The 16,301-nt window shown below is 40.3% G+C and carries 15 protein-coding genes; 10 read left to right on the top strand and 5 right to left on the bottom strand.

Features of this window, described 5'->3' with window-relative positions; all coding sequences use genetic code 11:
• Nucleotides 1-40 precede the first annotated feature (40 nt).
• Nucleotides 41-1,066 (top strand): LacI family DNA-binding transcriptional regulator, encoded by a 1,026-nt coding sequence (locus GM920_RS03195; RefSeq protein ID WP_182953347.1) that lies wholly within the window; start codon nucleotides 41-43, stop codon nucleotides 1,064-1,066.
• 178 nt (nucleotides 1,067-1,244) lie between these two features.
• On the opposite strand, the gene GM920_RS03190 is transcribed toward GM920_RS03195, so the two are convergent.
• Together GM920_RS03190 and GM920_RS03185 are read right to left on the bottom strand one after the other, a co-directional pair.
• A complete protein-coding gene (locus GM920_RS03190) occupies nucleotides 1,245-1,832 on the bottom strand; it encodes a DUF4142 domain-containing protein (protein ID WP_182953345.1) in 588 nt (195 codons plus the stop codon).
• A gap of 73 nt (nucleotides 1,833-1,905) precedes the next feature.
• Nucleotides 1,906-2,577: an RNA polymerase sigma factor gene (locus GM920_RS03185; RefSeq protein WP_182953343.1), complete on the bottom strand. Its 672-nt coding sequence runs from the start codon at nucleotides 2,575-2,577 to the stop codon at nucleotides 1,906-1,908.
• A 136-nt stretch (nucleotides 2,578-2,713) separates the two neighbouring features.
• On the opposite strand from GM920_RS03185, the gene GM920_RS03180 reads away from it, so the two are divergent.
• The 5 genes from GM920_RS03180 to GM920_RS03160 all read left to right on the top strand — a co-directional run bounded on the left by GM920_RS03180 (nucleotide 2,714) and on the right by GM920_RS03160 (nucleotide 10,818).
• Nucleotides 2,714-3,730, top strand: coding sequence for a FecR family protein (locus tag GM920_RS03180; protein WP_182953341.1), 1,017 nt, complete (start codon nucleotides 2,714-2,716; stop codon nucleotides 3,728-3,730).
• 175 nt (nucleotides 3,731-3,905) lie between these two features.
• Nucleotides 3,906-7,223, top strand: a complete 3,318-nt coding sequence (locus tag GM920_RS03175; protein ID WP_182953339.1) for a SusC/RagA family TonB-linked outer membrane protein — start codon at nucleotides 3,906-3,908, stop codon at nucleotides 7,221-7,223.
• Between the two features lie 23 nt (nucleotides 7,224-7,246).
• On the top strand, nucleotides 7,247-9,115 hold the full coding sequence (locus GM920_RS03170) for a RagB/SusD family nutrient uptake outer membrane protein (RefSeq protein WP_182953337.1): 1,869 nt from the start codon (nucleotides 7,247-7,249) through the stop codon (nucleotides 9,113-9,115).
• Nucleotides 9,116-9,142: 27 nt separating this feature from the next.
• Complete coding sequence (locus GM920_RS03165; protein WP_182953335.1) at nucleotides 9,143-9,622, top strand: DUF5018-related domain-containing protein; 480 nt, start codon at nucleotides 9,143-9,145, stop codon at nucleotides 9,620-9,622.
• An 83-nt stretch (nucleotides 9,623-9,705) separates the two neighbouring features.
• A complete protein-coding gene (locus GM920_RS03160; protein WP_202986023.1) occupies nucleotides 9,706-10,818 on the top strand; it encodes an acyltransferase family protein in 1,113 nt (370 codons plus the stop codon).
• 56 nt (nucleotides 10,819-10,874) lie between these two features.
• On the opposite strand, the gene GM920_RS03155 is transcribed toward GM920_RS03160, so the two are convergent.
• Nucleotides 10,875-12,155, bottom strand: coding sequence for a BamA/TamA family outer membrane protein (locus GM920_RS03155; RefSeq protein WP_235964416.1), 1,281 nt, complete (start codon nucleotides 12,153-12,155; stop codon nucleotides 10,875-10,877).
• A gap of 142 nt (nucleotides 12,156-12,297) precedes the next feature.
• Complete coding sequence (locus tag GM920_RS03150) at nucleotides 12,298-12,957, bottom strand: Rossmann-fold NAD(P)-binding domain-containing protein (RefSeq protein WP_182953333.1); 660 nt, start codon at nucleotides 12,955-12,957, stop codon at nucleotides 12,298-12,300.
• 126 nt (nucleotides 12,958-13,083) lie between these two features.
• On the opposite strand from GM920_RS03150, the gene GM920_RS03145 reads away from it, so the two are divergent.
• The gene (locus tag GM920_RS03145) at nucleotides 13,084-13,476 is read left to right on the top strand and encodes a DoxX family protein (protein ID WP_182953331.1); all 393 of its coding nucleotides are present in this window, start codon (nucleotides 13,084-13,086) and stop codon (nucleotides 13,474-13,476) included.
• Nucleotide 13,477: 1 nt separating this feature from the next.
• Here GM920_RS03145 and GM920_RS03140 read toward each other — a convergent pair whose 3' ends face one another.
• Nucleotides 13,478-14,422: a D-2-hydroxyacid dehydrogenase family protein gene (locus tag GM920_RS03140; protein WP_182953330.1), complete on the bottom strand. Its 945-nt coding sequence runs from the start codon at nucleotides 14,420-14,422 to the stop codon at nucleotides 13,478-13,480.
• Between the two features lie 185 nt (nucleotides 14,423-14,607).
• Between GM920_RS03140 and GM920_RS03135 the strand changes: the two genes are divergently transcribed.
• From GM920_RS03135 to GM920_RS03125, 3 genes are read left to right on the top strand one after another with little or no spacing between them, the layout of a single operon-like run.
• Nucleotides 14,608-14,946 (top strand): PadR family transcriptional regulator, encoded by a 339-nt coding sequence (locus GM920_RS03135; protein ID WP_182953328.1) that lies wholly within the window; start codon nucleotides 14,608-14,610, stop codon nucleotides 14,944-14,946.
• 1 nt (nucleotide 14,947) lies between these two features.
• Nucleotides 14,948-15,610 (top strand): hypothetical protein, encoded by a 663-nt coding sequence (locus GM920_RS03130; protein ID WP_182953326.1) that lies wholly within the window; start codon nucleotides 14,948-14,950, stop codon nucleotides 15,608-15,610.
• Nucleotides 15,611-15,613: 3 nt separating this feature from the next.
• Nucleotides 15,614-16,297: a hypothetical protein gene (locus tag GM920_RS03125; RefSeq protein ID WP_182953324.1), complete on the top strand. Its 684-nt coding sequence runs from the start codon at nucleotides 15,614-15,616 to the stop codon at nucleotides 16,295-16,297.
• Nucleotides 16,298-16,301: the final 4 nt, after the last annotated feature.

Genomic DNA, 16,301 nt, shown 5'->3' with positions numbered 1-16,301 from the left:
AATCGATTGCCTAAAATATTTTTGTATTTTTACTTTCCTTATGAAGCAGCAGAAAAGAACAACTATATACGATATCGCCCAAAAACTTAATTTGGCGGCATCTTCTGTATCCAGAGCATTGAGTAATAGTGATAAAATCAATGCGGAGACGAAAGCCTTGGTGCTTAAAACTGCTGCTGAGATGAATTACCAGCAAAATGCAATGGCTTCAAACCTTAGGAAGGGTAATAATCCAACAATCGGCGTGGTGGTTCCCCGCATTAATCAGTATTTCTTTTCGAATATCATAGCTGGCCTGGAAGAAGTGACTTTTAACAAAGGATATAACCTGGTCATTTGTCAATCCAATGAACTTCATTCGCGTGAAGTAGCCGGTGTTAATGCCTTAGTGAATCAGAATGTAAGTGGAATTGTGATTTCTATTGCTGCAGAACAAGGAAGTTCTGACCACCTGCAGCAGGTTTTAGACCGCAACATTCAATTGATACAATTTGACCGTGTGCTGGAAGAATTGGAAACCTTTAAAGTGGTGAACGACAACCATAAGGCTTCTTATGAAGCCGTAAAGCATTTAATTGATCAAGGTTACCGGAGGATTGCGCTTTTGGAAGGTCCTCAGGAGCTCCATATTTTCAGAGAACGAAAGGAAGGCTACCTGGCTGCGCTTAGAGACCATGGTTTTCCGGTCCAAGAAGAATTAATGTATGCGAATGCCTGGACTAAAGAGCTCGGTGCTGTAGCTACCGCGAGGTTGTTGGATATGGCCATTCCACCTGATGCCATTTTTGCTTCTACCTCTGATTTTGCTGCTTTAGGGGTATTGGAAGTCGCTTCTGCGAAAGGAATCCGCATTCCGGAAGAACTAGGCATCTGCGGCTATTCAAATGAGCCATTTACAGAGATCACCAGTCCTTCAATCAGCACCATTGATCAGTTTAGTATTGAGATGGGGAAGACCATTGGTAACCTCCATTTCCAGGAGATGGAGAATTCAGGAATGGTGATCAAGAAAACGGTAAACATCAAACCGAAATTAATCATCAGAAAGTCTAGTCAACGGCTTTAAATTTGCTTACGCATATTATTGATCTAATACATTATATGGTAGTATAATTATCATTGATTATTAGTGATTTACAAAATAGGATCAGACACAATGACAGGTTTGAAATGAAAAAATGAATAGGTTAGATACCTTACAGAAAATCCCGGATGAGCACCGGGATTTTCATTTTTAAGGTGTCCTATTTCATGCGATTATGAATCATGTTGATCATGTCCAAATGCTTTTGTACGACCATTTCAGTGTTTGTTGCAAATGATTTTAGGTCCACATCAGAACCATTTTTTGCTTCGTTTTTCATCAGGTCAAGTGTAGATTTATGTCCTTCAACCATCGCATCGGTATATGCTTTATCGAAATCCTTACCTGTTTTTTGAGTCAGCTCAGTCATTTTCTTCTGATGTGCTTCATCAAGTCCCATAGGTAGGGTAATGTTTTTGATCTTTGCAATCGCGATCAACTCCTCATTGGCTTTACCGTGGTCGGTCACCATCATGGTTGCAAATTCTTTGAGCTGTGGATCACTGGTTTTGGTCAAGGCGAGTTTAGCAAATTCTACTTCAGCCATGCCACCAACCGCAGCTTTGGTTGCAAATTCAGAATCTGTAGGCTCAACTGCGATTCCACCTGTTTTACTTGCATTGGAGGTGGTGTCTTTCACCATATTTAAACTATCCGCAGTTTGTCTGGCATCTTTTGTACTACTGTTGCATCCTTGAAATGCAAATGCAGTGGCAAAAATTGCACATAAATAAATTAGTTTTTTCATAACGTAAGATTTTGTTTCCCTTTATAACAAGTGTTTATTATTTATTGTTTTACAGGGCTTTACGCTTACTCAGCTAAATATTGCTATGAAGATAAATTGATCCAATGGAGGCCGGGTGATGGATTTGACTAGATTGCCTTGTACCGGAATGAACTGTTGCTTGTTGAAAATGAATAAATATAAAGGCATACAAAGCACCTTTTAAAGCAAGCCTCAAAACTTTAAGCGCCTGGGTGAGTTGGTTTTCTACACTACGTTTGGAGATGCCCAGTTTACAGGCAATCTCATCATTAGTAAAGTTCTTCATCCTGCTGAGGACAAAAACCTCCTTGCAACGCTTCGGTAGGGTATTGAGCACCTCCTCCAGGTTTCTACCTATTTCTTCATCACGCATTTTTTCTTCGCCTTGATTGCGAACCCAGTCCAGATGGGGTACCAGGCTATAATCTTCGATCAGCTGAATCGGATTTAGTTTTTCTTTCCTAATCACCTTGTATACCTGATATCTTGCTGCAGAAGTCAGGTAATGTTTAAAAGAAATGACCTCAAGCGTTTCCCGCTTTTGCCAGATGTCTAGAAAAATATTGTGTACAATCTCTTTACAGGCTTCTTCGTTTTTCAAATAGCCATAGCAAGTACTGTAGATTTTTTCCCAATACCTTTCAAACAGTAAATCGAAAGCTTTACTGTTATCCTGCTGAATTGCACCCCATAGTTCCTGATCAGAAGGTAGCCGTCTTGTCATACATAATAATCCCCGTTTTAAAAGTAATAATTTTTTAACAGGGACATTGATAATGTATATTTTATTTTTTTTTAACATTAGTAGGTGTGTGCCTTACAGAATATGGCACTATATAGATAACACCAAGTATAAACATATGTCCGAAAAAGAGTTTTTAGCACTTTACGAACAATATCTGCAGGGCAATTGTACGCCTGAAGAAATCCTCCTGTTGGAAAACTATCAGGATGATTTTAAATGGAAGACATGGACTGCAGATCTCGGCGATAAAGAAAGAATTCATGATGAAATTTACCAGAGGTTGCATCAGGAAGTTCAGCCTGTCCTCCAAAATTCTGGATCTTTCCGCAATCGTTGGATGGCGGCAGCGGCCGCTGTACTGATCACGGCTGCTGGAGGTCTTCTGTTTTTTAACACCCAGAAACTGAATCTATTTAATGAATCATCCTTGAATGCCTCCGTATTTGAAACCAGAACTGGCGAAAAGAAGCAAATTCGACTGCAGGACGGTACCATTGTATGGTTAAATGCGGAGAGTAAATTAGTTCTGGCAAAAGATTACAATCAAGAGCGCCGGGAGGTTGACTTAACTGGGGAAGCTTATTTTGATGTTGTACATTCAAAGACTAAACCCTTCAAAGTACACACCAAAGTGTTTAACATCAACGTATTGGGTACTGCATTTAATGTGAAGGCCTATCCAACGGACTTCAATGCGACTGCAACGCTTATCCGCGGTTCTATTTCTATGTGCGGACTAAGTCCGGATTCAAAACAGATCATTTTAAAACCTAGTGAGAAAGTAGTCTTCTTGAATCCTGAAAAGTTATTGAATACCCCCGGTAAGCAACAACTTAAATCAAGTCCAAATGTTCGCATCCAGCACTATACACAAAGAACTGACACCGTTGTGGTAGAGACTGCATGGAAGAATAACAGTCTGGAAATTTACGATCAGACTTTTGCAGAAATAAAAGATATCCTGGAAAGATGGTATGACATAGAAATCCAATTCAAATCCAAAACGGTTGAAAACTACCGTTTCAGAGCAAATTACAACAATGAAAGTATCGTAGATGTATTACAATCCTTACAAGAAGCCCATAAATTTAAATATGAGATGAAAGATAGAACCGTGACGATCTCTGAATAAAAAAGGGCGGTGTTGAAGCACCGCCCTGAGTACATTCTGATCCTCAATTTCTGACAGTTGCCAACGCAATATCGGCTGTCAAAAAACCTGCAAACCAAAAACCAAAAATATGATAATTTATTACTTCCACAAACAGCGGTCTTGGCCTAGACCGCTCATCAAACTCATTATGCTCATGAAGCTCACTTTTTTTATGGTGTTGATCACATGCCTTAATGTTTCTGCGAAGGTTTTTTCACAAGAAAAAGTCTCTATTGATGTAAAAAACACCAGTATTGAAAATGTCTTGAAAACCATCGAGAAACAAAGTAGTTACCACTTTGTGTACAGTCCGAACTTTGTTCCTGCTTCAAAAAATATCAGTTTAACCGTTAAGGATGCACTGGTTGGAGACATTTTGAAACAGATCCTTAAGGAAAGCGGACTAAATTTCTCCATATCTGGAACAGGCCTGGTGGTCATTTCTAACCAAAACTCGGCGATGAATGAGGTCGTCATTACCGGTTCTGTAAAAGACAGCGCAGGTGTAGCAATGCCTGGCGTATCTGTTATCGTTAAAGGAAGCAAGAAAGGGACTTCTACAGATGCCTTGGGGAAATACGCCATAAGCGCAGCCGAAAAATCGGTATTGGTGTTCTCGCTGGTCGGTTATCAAACCGTAGAAAGATCTGTTTCTGCCAACACTAAAATCATCAATGTGATCCTTGGAGAAAGTCAGAATATCCTGGATAATATCGTGGTAGTAGGGTATGGAACTTCCACCAAAAGGAAAATCAACAGTGCCATTAGTAGTTTAGCGATGGACAAGGTAGCACCCTTGCCAGTTCAGTCTATCAATGATGCTGTTGCGGGTAGAGTACCAGGCTTAATTGTAACCAGTGCTGCCGGTTCGCCAGGAACGAAAAGTACCATCTCCATTCGTGGTGGAGGAACACCTTTATACGTAATCGACAATCAGGTGCGCAGCCAAAATGACTTTGAAAACCTAAACCCGAATGATATAGAATCCTATTCTGTATTGAAAGATGTAGGGGCTACCGCATTATACGGTCAGCAAGGTGCAAACGGGATCATCATGGTGACCACCAAAAAAGGAAAGGATGGTAAGGTAGACATCAACTATTCCTTCAACCAGATTTTTTCTTCTCCAACCTTGTTTCCAAAGAAATTAAGTTCTTATGAGAATTTAAATTCCATCAACGAAGTCTATAGGGCAGAAGGTCGGACTCAACCAATCACAGACGCAATTTTGGGGCTGTATAAAGACCAGTCTCAACCATTCTTATACCCAAATACAGATTGGCAGAAATTGGCTTTGAAAAAATATGGCTTAGAGAACCGTCATGACCTTTCTGTTACTTCAGGAACAAAAGAGTTAACTTACTATGCTTCAGGTTCTTATTTTAGACAAGGGACCAACCTTAAAACGGATAACAATTACAATGAGCGCTATACCTACCGTTTAAATACCGTGAGTGAATTTGATAAAATCCACTTAAAAGTAACCACAGGTTTGGATGGCTATGTAGAAAACAATAGGGTTCCAAATTCTAACACTGCAGGTTCTTATGCTGGTATTTATCAACACATTCAGCAAAAAGCATCTAAAGATCTAGCTGTTAATGAATTTGGTTTGCCTTATTCTGGCACAACCGATAATCCTGTAGTCGAGTTATCGCCATTATCCGGATACAATAAAAACTCCTCACGGATTTTCAATAGTATTTTAGGCTTAGATTACGCAGCCCCCTTTCTTCCTGGATTAAACCTGAAAGCTACCGGTAGTTATAACATGTGGAACTCTATCGGTAAATCATGGAATGTTTCTGCGCCTAGTTATTTACTCAATAGCACAGTCGCCATTCCAGCTGGTGCGCCTTCTTTAAGTGGTACAAGAGGTGATGGTACGACTTTCAATTTGCAAGGTTTTGTGACTTACAATAAGACTTTCGGTGATCATAGCATTGATTTTACCGGAGTTTATGAGCAGTCAAAAACAACGAGTAATTCTCTTTCTGCAGTTAGAAGAAACTATCAGATTATTTATGATCAGTTTAATGCCGGACCAACGGTAGACCAGCAAGCTAATGGCTCTGAATATGAAACGGCTAGAGCGGGTTATGTAGGTCGATTATCTTACAACTATAAGTCTAAGTATTTTGTAGACGGAACCATTCGATACGATGGAAATAGCGCCTTTCCAAAACACAAACGTTGGGGAACTTTTTACTCTTTATCCGGTGGTTATACACTTTCAGAAGAGAATTTCATGAAAGGCCTGAAAGAGCAACACATCCTGGATTACCTAAAAATCCGCGGATCTTTTGGATTGGTAGGACAATTGGGTGGATCTGCGGTGTCTAATGGAGTCAACTTATATGCGTATGTACCAGGGTATTCTGTAGATGCAAATGCATGGGTAGTGAATGGAAACCTGGTACAAGGCACCTCTGAGCCTGGATCTTTAGCCAGTAATAATTTCTCCTGGTATAGCGACAGAGAACGAAACATCGGGATAGACCTGGCTTCATTAAATAGCCGTTTAACTGCTTCTATGGATTATTTCTATAAACGTACTACGGGTTATGTAACCGCAGATCCGAGGTTCTCTTCTACTTTAGGGATTGGCTTGCCGCCGATAAACTTTAAAGAAGCTGCATTGCGTAGAGAAGGTGCAGAGCTTGGTCTGGCATGGGATGATAAAGTAAGTGACTTCAGTTATAAAGTAGGCTTAAACTTCACTTATTTCAATGAAGTTTGGGAACGTACCACGAATGAAGATGAGAATGCACTTAAAAATCCATATTCCAGAATTTCAGGTACAGACTTAGGCTTTTTACAACAAGGATACAACAACTTGGGCTTTTATACCAATAACGCAGATTTGTTAACCGGTCCTAGAAGAATCACCTCGGTGAATGTGGTGGCTGGAGATTTAAGGTATGCAGATAACAATGGTGATGGTAAAATTGATGGTTCAGATTTTAGAAATGTAGGGAGCAATACCAAGCCTCGTATCAATTATGGACTAACCATGGATTTTGGCTACAAAGGATTCTTCTTAAGCGCTGTGGTGATGGGTTCTGGTAACCGTGACCGTTATTTAGGTTCGATCATTCAGGGTACATCTTCTCAGGGGATTTTAATTTATGGATTTCAACAGGATTACTGGAAACCGGACAACACCGATGCTTTATTCCCACGTCAGGTTTCTTCTGCAGGGGTAAACGGTGGTAACAACGGCGTAGGTAGTGATTTCTGGGTGTTAAAATCAAAGTTCCTGCGACTTAAATACTTGCAGTTCGGCTACGATTTCAAGCACTCATTGTTGAAAAGATCAGTATTGAAAAACTGTAAGTTGTTTTTCTCAGGAACCAATTTGCTAACCTCTTCTAAGAGCATGGATTACTTTATTGATCCGGAATCAGATCAGAATAACGAGAACTACCCAATTCAGCGTACCGTTTCTTTTGGTTTAAACATAGGTTTTTAATCTCCCAATAAATATAATATTCGATGAAAATAAATATAAAATTAATGGTATCCCTGGCTGTTGCAGGCGCTGTGTTTTTCAGCTCATGCAAGAAAAGCGTTTTAGATACCGAACCATTTAACAAAATCTCTGAAGAGACCGTATGGAATAACAAAGCCAATGCGGAAACCTTTATCTTTTCTACTTATGGCATCATGTATGATTATGCCAGTGGGCCACAAACGGATCCATATACTTTAAATACCTTAGGTTTTGACGACATCTATAATGGCGCAGCTCCGGTTTTTAATGAGCGTTTAGATCGTAACTCAGGTGGAAATTTCAATAACTGGTCTACCATACGTCGTTGCAACCAGATCATTACCAAGGTGGGCGCATCTGTTGGCATTTCTGAGGCAGATAAAAAAGCGCTAATCGCAGAAGGTAAGTTCTTAAGAGCAATGTCTTATTATTCTGTCGCCCGCCGTACTGGCCGAATTGTATGGATTGATGGTGTGCTGAATCCGGATGATGATTTATTCTTGCCTGCTACGGCCAATCCAACAGCATCGTACCAATTGATTATTAAAGACCTGGAAGATGCGGTAGCAGATTTACCAGCGACAAAAGTTTCTGGTCGGGCAAATAAATATACTGCTGCTTCATTTTTAACAGAAGTTTGTTTAAGCGCCCTGGCCTACAAAAACTATCCAGCTGCTGCAAGTGTATCAGCCTCAGATCCATTACTGGATAAGGTAATTGCAAATGCCCAGATCGTTATTTCAGGAGGTTATGCCTTGGAAAATAATTACGGGGCGATGTTCAATAGTGAAAACCCACTTTCTTCGGAAACGGTATTTGGCATTTATCGTAAAGCAGCCAATACCTTTTTGTCTAGTACGCCAATGCAGTTAATGGTTCCAAATATGAACAACGACCGTGTCAGGCAAAATCAAGGTAGCCCATTGTTTGCCGCCACAAATACGGTGTTTGAAGCTTGGGTTCAACATGGTCCATCACAGAATATGGCAGATGATTATCTGGTGATTGATCAGGCAAATCCTACAAAAGCACTACCTTGGAACCAAACCTCTCAATACCTTGCTGCAGTAGATGAAACTGCGGTAATTCCAACTACTGCCATTCGTAAAGCAGGGGGCGAAACCTCTATCAAAAGAGGTATGATCAGACCGGGAAGCACAGAGAGTATCTGGACACTAACCAACAAAGGTCGGGATGCCAGATGGGCAGCTTCCATCATCAGTGATTCTACAAAATTCTATGGGGAGACGATTACTACGGGATTAAGAGGTAATGCAGACCGTTGGATTAAGATTGACGGTGTAGGTTATTACCTAAGCTTATCTAACTTGTACTGGAAAAAAGGGGTGTACGAAAATATTTCTCCAAGATATATCAATTCGACGCCTACCGACTATCACTTTGTAGTAAGCAGATTAGGACGTGTTTATTTAAATATGGCTGAAGCTTATTTGCTAAAAGGAGATGTGGCAAACGCGGTAGCTATGTTCAATAAAACCCGGGTAACGCATGGTAAACTGCCAGCTTCCCAAGCAGCAACCAGCGCAGAAGCCTGGACAGATTACAAACGCGAAAGAAGAATTGATCTGGTATTAGAGAATGATTATTACTGGAGTTTGTTGCGTTGGGGACGTTATGGTGGTGATGCCAACTATGGTAAGCCTTCTGGCGATAAAATCCCTGAACTTGAACAATTGCCAACAGTAATGGACATCAGTAAAGACAGAAAGTCCTTTTCTATTGTTCAAGGATCGTTTTTCTCTTCAAATAACATCCGTGTATTTGACAATAGCAGAAGGTATCTATTCCCAATCACACAAGGTCTGATTGATCAAAACCCTAAATTTGGCCCGCAAAACCCGGGTTGGTAACCTTAACTCTTTATTAGCTATAAAATCATGAATAAAAATATAAAAACTCTGCTCTGCCTAAGTTTACTCTTAGTAACTACCGTGATGACTTCCTGTTTGAAAAAGGGGCTTCCTGATTATCCGGAATGGGATGGTACCAATATAGACAATGTATATGTGGAGTACCGGTTCAATGGACCAGATCAATATGGCGGGCAATCCATTGTGGCCATTAAAAAACTGGATGTGGTCAAGACAGTGGACGCCCCAAACTCGACCATTAAATTGGCAGTTACAGTCCCAGCTGCCAGTGGTAGTTTCAGTATTGCAGAACGCGCAAAAGTGGCACAAAATAACCTTTGGGTATACCTGGATATCTCTACTGCTGCTACAATTAAACCTTTAGCAGGAACACCAAAATTAGGCGATCCTACCAATCTGACGGTTCCACAACAGTATGAAGTCACTGCTGCCAACGGAACAAAAAAGACCTGGACGATTGTTGTAACTTCCTTTAATAAACCTTAATTTACTCTCCATAAAAAAGGGGTTGGATTTGATCCAATCCCTTTTTTTTTTGACCGAAATTTAAAATTAACCACTTAAACCAAATGAACCAAACCACTGTTGTGCCATCCGGACGCTTGCTGTCTCTTGATTTTATGAGAGGCTTGATCATGGTCCTGCTGGCTTTAGAAAGCACTGAATTTTACGTTTATCTTCATGAATTATGCAATCGAGACAGCTTTTCTGCAGCTGTAATGAGCCAGTTTTTTCACAATGACTGGAGGGGACTGCATTTCTGGGACCTGATTCAGCCTGCTTTTATGTTCATGGCTGGTATCGCCATGACTTATTCCTTAACCCGACAAAAGGAGCAGGGGATATCCTGGAATGAACGCTTTTTGAAAATCCTGAAGCGCAGTAGCTTGCTGCTGTTCTGGGGAATTATAAAAAGAGTCCATACCCCAGACTGGCTATCCTTAAATGCATTAGACCTTACGGATATACTCACGCAGCTTGCTTTTACCACGATCATTGCCTTTCTGCTATTTGATTTTAAAATCAAGTATCAGATCCTCGCAGCAGTAGGTATTTTACTACTCACCGAATTCCTTTACCGTTTCTGGTCTATTCCCGGATTTGTAGCAGGTTTTACCGATGGCCGTAATATCGGTAGTTATCTGGATTACCTTTGGTTTCAGCAAAAAGGAAACCACTATGTATTCATCAATTGGTTGCCTACTGCAGTGCACACGCTTGCAGGTGTAATTGTTGGAAAACTATTCATGCAATTCAAGCAACCTTTAGCCTGGTTAGTTCCTGCTGGGATCATTCTGCTACTAAGCGGTTATACCTTGGACTTTTTTGAGGTTACTTTGATCATTAAGCCTATTGCCACCAGTTCTTTTGTATTGGCTTCCCTGGGTTTTTGCTGTTTGCTGGTTGCCTTATGTTTTTGGTGGATAGACTTGCGTAAACACCAGAAAGGCTTGCTTTTCTTCCAGGTGATTGGCATGAACTCCATCTTCATTTACCTGTTTTTTGAAATTGTAGGCCGGAATTGGTTCAATAGCTATGTAATTATGCTGCTCAGTCCGATGGAAATTTTGTTGGGCTTATCGCATCACTGGTTTTTAGTCGCAGCTGCATTAGCTACTTTTGCCGCCGAATGGGGGATTTGCTATTTCTTATACCGTAAGAAGATCTTTTTCAAGCTCTGATTTTATGCGTATCCATTTTAACAACCTGGAGAAAATCCAGCTGTTAAAATGGATATTTAAAATACTTCATTCAAGCCAAGGAAAAGGCCTCTGGCACCAAAATTCCCAAAAGCATAATCTACAGCTAAATTGGTTCTAGTGGCTTTATTAAAGAGTATTCTCAAGCCGGCACCACCAGCAGGTTGCCATTTTTGAAACAGCTTGGTCCCTAAATTGTCGTTTGCCGTTTGTATGTTAAAGAAGGTAACGCCGCTTAAAAACTTGTTTGTGGTGATTGGAAAACGATATTCAACTTCCGAATAGAAGTAATCCGTGCCTTTAAAATAACCAACTGTATAGCCTCTGCCACTTCTGAAGTTGGCATCCTTACCAGTTCCAGGAAGTTCAAAATAGGGAAGTGTTCCACTCACCAAATAAGATCCCCAATTCCAAAAAGCAATCACATGTTCCGGATTTTTGGAAGAAAGGCTCCAATATTTTCTAAAGTCTGTGGTAATTTGTACTGCATTTTTTGTACTACCAATCCAGCTTTGATTTACCCTCAATCCAGCATCCGCATAAATACCTTTATACGCGCGGTTCTGATGGTCACGGGTCGTGTATTGTAAGTTGAATAAAAACCCATTAGAAAGGTAATGATTGGTTTTTAATCCATGTTCCTCACTGTAAACCTGGTAGGGAGTGACGGCATCCGGGTGGTCTTTATCGATCAATTTCCTCCGGATATCAATGGAAACTCCAGCGCCAACAAATAGGTGATCCATCACTTGCTTGTATACTTTCTCCTTGAAATTGTAATATTCTCCATGAATCACATATACTTTACGATCTGGATTGGCGAGAATCTCTTGCTCTGGTGTCCCGCTTACTTTTGCACCTATACCCAGTCCGAAATCGGGTACCACCGTTTTTGCGGCAACCAGACTGCCCTGAAAATTCCACCTGTTTCCCGGAGTATAGACATTGTGACTTAGGTAAAAGTAAATGATCCCTTTTGTAGTGATGGAAGCAGAAGTAGCCGCAATAGACATTAAGGTGTGTGGCTCATTTCCCAATACTTTTCCTGCAACTGCTTTTAAGCCAATTTGTGCGCCTATACTCGGGTTGTATGCAATACTAGGCATGGGAGTGATGCCCGATTCTTTTTGCGCAGGCTTCAATGGCTTACCTGGACGGAATATTTGATGTATTAAATCGCCGATATCATAGGCTCGCTTTACACTATCTTTACCTAAAGAATCTTTAGCCATTTTCTTTTGCCCATAGCCATTTACAATTCCGGATGTACTCAGGATCAATATAATTACACTGATTTTGGAGAATTGGTTAATCTTCAATTTGATCTATTATTAATTGCATTTAATCCAATAGGGTGATCTCGGTAATGCCTTACCTGAGTTCATAGCAAAGCTAGCGTTTGATTCTTGAAACTATGCGCAATTACTGTTCCAATAAAAAGAAATCTTTAAGGGAGACCGATTACTCTTTTGACAGTTCCACAATGTCTTTCACTTCTAAGACTCGCTTCGGGTAACCAATTTTCACCGTATTGATCATCGCGAGGCCAACTTCTTCTAATGTGCAAAATCCGGCAGGGAAAAGCTTTCTGCCAATTGGATATATCCAGGAAAAGAACTTATAATAACTTTTTAAATTTTTCTGGCCTGGGCTGGCCTTCATGAAACCTGGACGAAACATGTAGGCATTCTTGAAAAGTCGCAGGAGCGCGTTTTCCGTGGCACCTTTAATTCTTGCCCAGGCAATTTTACCCTGCTCAGTACTGTCTGTTCCTGCTCCAGAGACATAGCAAAACGTCATTTCAGGATTGAGCTGGGCAAGGTGTTTTCCTACGGACAAAGTGAGGTCGTAGGTAGTGTGTTGATAATCTTCTTTACTCAATCCAAGGGAGGAAATACCCAGGCAAAAGAAACAAGCATTGTATTCCGACAGCTGTGCACCTAGCAGCCCCAGGTTAAAAAAGTCTTGATGAATGATCTCTTTTAACTTTGGATGATTCAACCCTCCAGGTTTTCTATTGATTACCAACACCTGTTCAACATCCGGATGTTGAAGGCAGGTTAATAGTACACCTTCACCAACCATGCCTGTTGCTCCGGTAATAATTGCTTTTATTTTCATGGTTCGATAGGATTATGCCGTATTTAAAGTTAATAAAATAATAGAATCTCCAGGGAATTAATGAATTTCTCAAATTTTGAATGTTATTAAATTTGTTGCTGGCCAAAGAAACTTATATATTTAATTATGAAAACAATTAACAACCTTAACCCTTTGTTCCTAATCCGTTTGGCTATTGCAACGATTTTTTTATCTCACAGTTTACATGGTGTGCTAAATCACACGGTGAATGACTTTGGGGAGCACTATTTGAATAAAGTTGGTTTTGCTCCTTTTGGTGTTTATGTAGCCTGGGCATTGATGGCTTTTGAAATCGTTGGTTCTATATTCATTCTATTTGGAAAGTTCCTGAAATACATCGTTCCGGTGTTTATCATGATCCTGGCCATGGGAATCGTATTGGTTCATTACCCTGAAGGTTGGTATGTAGTTGGCCCTGGAAGAAATGGAATGGAGTTTAGTTTCGTACTGATCCTTTCTCTGATTGCCATTTGTATTCCTGTAAAGGGAAGAAGATAGGTTACTGATCTATGCGCAACCATTTTGTGATACTACTTTTGATATCCTCATAAAATATTTGATACGTGTCTTCGGTTACATAGCCAATATGCGGTGTGGCCAGGACATTTTTTAACGTCCTGAAGGGATGATGAGCTGGCAATGGTTCCAGCTCATATACGTCCAGGCCTGCCCCAGCAATCTTTTTATGCTCCAGCGCATGGATCAGCGCGGCTTCATCTACCAATGGCCCTCTGGAAGTATTGATAAAGAAAGCAGTTGGCTTCATCAATGCAAGTTCTTTTTGGGTGATGGTGTTCCTGCTTCTTGAGCTTAGGATCAGGTGAACGGTTACAAAATCCGCCGTAAAAAACAGTTCTTCTTTACTCACTAATTTGACTCCTTGCGCATTCGCCTTTTCTTCCGTCAGGTTTTCACTCCAGGCGATGACTTCCATTTCAAAGGCTTTGGCATAGCGGGCTATTGTGCTGCCGATGTTCCCTAAGCCAATGACACCAATGGTTTTCCCCTTTAAATCCAGGCCAATTTGGCTTTGCCAACCACCTTTACGTACCTGATCAGACTCTGTGACGATGTGTTTTGTCAATGCCAGCAATAAGGCCCAGGTCAGTTCTGGTGCACCATTAGACTCATATCTGGTTGGAGAAACTGCAATCCCAAACGCCTCTGCAGCCTTCATATCAATAGACGCGTTACGCTGACCGGTTGAAATGATGAGTTTCAGGTTTGGCAGTTGAGAGAGGATCTCTCTGGTCAGTGGTGTCCGTTCTCGCATGACTGTAATTACTTGAAATGGCTTTAACCTGGCAATAACCTCAGCCGCATTGCTCAAATGGTCATTGAAAACAGTGATGTCAGCATGTTTATTTATAGCTGTCCAGTCTCCATAAGTCAATGCTACGTTTTGATAATCATCCAATATGGCAATTTGCGCTCGAGTTTCCATCTTTGTTTCTTTTATACAAAACTTAAATTTTGCATTATAGTTTCAAAATACTTTAGATTCTGAGTCATGCGAAACAGGAATGTGCTGCCCGAATCCTGGGAAATAAGTTTCAGAATATAATTATATGTATTGAAAATTACATACATAAGATTCTGAGGTATATTGAAAATATAGTATATTTGAATATGGCAGTCAACAATGAACTCTTCAAAGGAACCTTGCAAACGATCATTCTCAACTTATTAGCTGAGCATCACCGGATGTATGGGTATGAAATCACTCAAAAAGTAAAGGCAATTACACAAGGTGAACTGTTGTTGAAAGAAGGTGCTTTGTATCCTGCACTACATAAGCTGGAAGCAGAAGGCTTACTGGAAACTTCGACAGAGGTGGTTGATAACCGGCTACGTAAATATTACTCCTTATCACAGGAAGGGGAGAAGGAGGTGGTAAATAAACTACAGGAAGCCAGGGACTTCATCCAGAATTTACAATTGCTGTTAAACCTTAAACCTTCGTTTTGAGATGAAATTGACCGAAGCTCAACTGAAAGAAATTAGAAATTACCTCCTGGCGGGACCACGTTACCAGGAAACCTATAATGAGATTTATGATCACATCGTAAATACGTTGGAAGATACTGAAGGAGAATATGATATCGATTTGGTTGCTCAGATTATTGAAGAAGACTTTTGCAGTTTTCCAGAAATAGTACTTCAGGAAGAGATTTACAAAAAACAGATTAACAAGAAGTATGCTAGTCAGTTATGGCAGGAAGCCTTAAATACCTTCAAGTTCCCGGAGGTATTCAATAACTTACTTCTGGTTTTAATGTATGGCCTGTTGTATCGCCCAGCTGTTCATGGAGATATGATCTCTAAAATTATGTATCCCTCCATCTGGATCCTTTCTTCAACTCCAGCCTTATTCTACCTCGGTAAACGCTACTTCATCGATAGGAACTTCCTGAAAACATCCATTAAATATGATTTCTTACACAAGACCTGGATATTGGGCTTACTTCAAATTCAATTGTTTGGGTATTTATTTGTCAGTAAGCATAGTCCTTTTAACCTGAGTCCAGAAAGCAGGTACCAGTTTGTGTTTTTAGTGTATTTTCTGACCAGCATTTATGTCAGGGCCTTCATTAAGTTTTACAATAAAAAAATTAGTGTTTTAGCCGTTTAAAATATGGGACTTACCACAGCGCAATTACAACAGATCAAGCAATTTATACAACGTAAAGGTTTTGTGTACCTCGATGTTCAGCTGGAAATTATCGACCATGTAGCCACCGCCATAGAGGAAAAGATGGAAGTAAATCCACAGCTGGACTTCAACCAGGCGCTAGTAAAGACACACGCCAGTTTTGGGATATTTGGATTTTCAACGATTGAGGATGCCATTAGCAATGGGTTAAGCAAGAAGTATAACCGGTTTTTCTGGAGGACTTTTCTTTCTTTTTTCAATTATAAGTATATCGTATTGCTATTTCTCGGCGCTGCATTCACTTATCAGGTACAACAGCTGTTGGTTGGTTATCACTGGTGGTTTGCGGCATTTATCGGTTTAACCATAGTTAGCTTAATTATTTTGATCGCGGTCAGAACTTACCAGGTTAAACTAAATCAATACCTGTCATTTAAGCTATCAATAAGCTATTTCCTGGCCACAAGTTCCCTGCTATGCTTCATTTTACAGTTCCAGAATCAGGTACTCTTAAGTACTACTATTTTCGGGCTGAATACAACCGGAGCCTGTGTTTCTCTATTGATGGTGCTCTTTGTACTGTACTTGCTCAGTGCTTTTAAAACGATGGAATTGGGTATAAGCGAAAGCACACAACTTCAAAAGAAATATCAATATCTGAGTTAACAAT

This window comes from Pedobacter gandavensis (assembly GCF_014172405.1).
In the GTDB taxonomy this organism is placed as follows: domain Bacteria; phylum Bacteroidota; class Bacteroidia; order Sphingobacteriales; family Sphingobacteriaceae; genus Pedobacter; species Pedobacter gandavensis.
Note: the sequence above shows the minus strand (reverse complement) of the source record. Positions and strands in the feature narration are given on the sequence as shown.

Coding starts and splice junctions, on each gene's coding strand:
- GM920_RS03185 (WP_182953343.1), bottom strand. CDS start 2,577: ATGACAAGACGGCTACCTTCTGATCAGGAACTATGGGGTGCAATTCAG.
- GM920_RS03160 (WP_202986023.1), top strand. CDS start 9,706: ATGAACCAAACCACTGTTGTGCCATCCGGACGCTTGCTGTCTCTTGAT.
- GM920_RS03180 (WP_182953341.1), top strand. CDS start 2,714: ATGTCCGAAAAAGAGTTTTTAGCACTTTACGAACAATATCTGCAGGGC.
- GM920_RS03190 (WP_182953345.1), bottom strand. CDS start 1,832: ATGAAAAAACTAATTTATTTATGTGCAATTTTTGCCACTGCATTTGCA.
- GM920_RS03140 (WP_182953330.1), bottom strand. CDS start 14,422: ATGGAAACTCGAGCGCAAATTGCCATATTGGATGATTATCAAAACGTA.
- GM920_RS03195 (WP_182953347.1), top strand. CDS start 41: ATGAAGCAGCAGAAAAGAACAACTATATACGATATCGCCCAAAAACTT.
- GM920_RS03170 (WP_182953337.1), top strand. CDS start 7,247: ATGAAAATAAATATAAAATTAATGGTATCCCTGGCTGTTGCAGGCGCT.
- GM920_RS03175 (WP_182953339.1), top strand. CDS start 3,906: ATGAAGCTCACTTTTTTTATGGTGTTGATCACATGCCTTAATGTTTCT.
- GM920_RS03125 (WP_182953324.1), top strand. CDS start 15,614: ATGGGACTTACCACAGCGCAATTACAACAGATCAAGCAATTTATACAA.
- GM920_RS03165 (WP_182953335.1), top strand. CDS start 9,143: ATGAATAAAAATATAAAAACTCTGCTCTGCCTAAGTTTACTCTTAGTA.
- GM920_RS03150 (WP_182953333.1), bottom strand. CDS start 12,957: ATGAAAATAAAAGCAATTATTACCGGAGCAACAGGCATGGTTGGTGAA.
- GM920_RS03135 (WP_182953328.1), top strand. CDS start 14,608: ATGGCAGTCAACAATGAACTCTTCAAAGGAACCTTGCAAACGATCATT.
- GM920_RS03130 (WP_182953326.1), top strand. CDS start 14,948: ATGAAATTGACCGAAGCTCAACTGAAAGAAATTAGAAATTACCTCCTG.
- GM920_RS03145 (WP_182953331.1), top strand. CDS start 13,084: ATGAAAACAATTAACAACCTTAACCCTTTGTTCCTAATCCGTTTGGCT.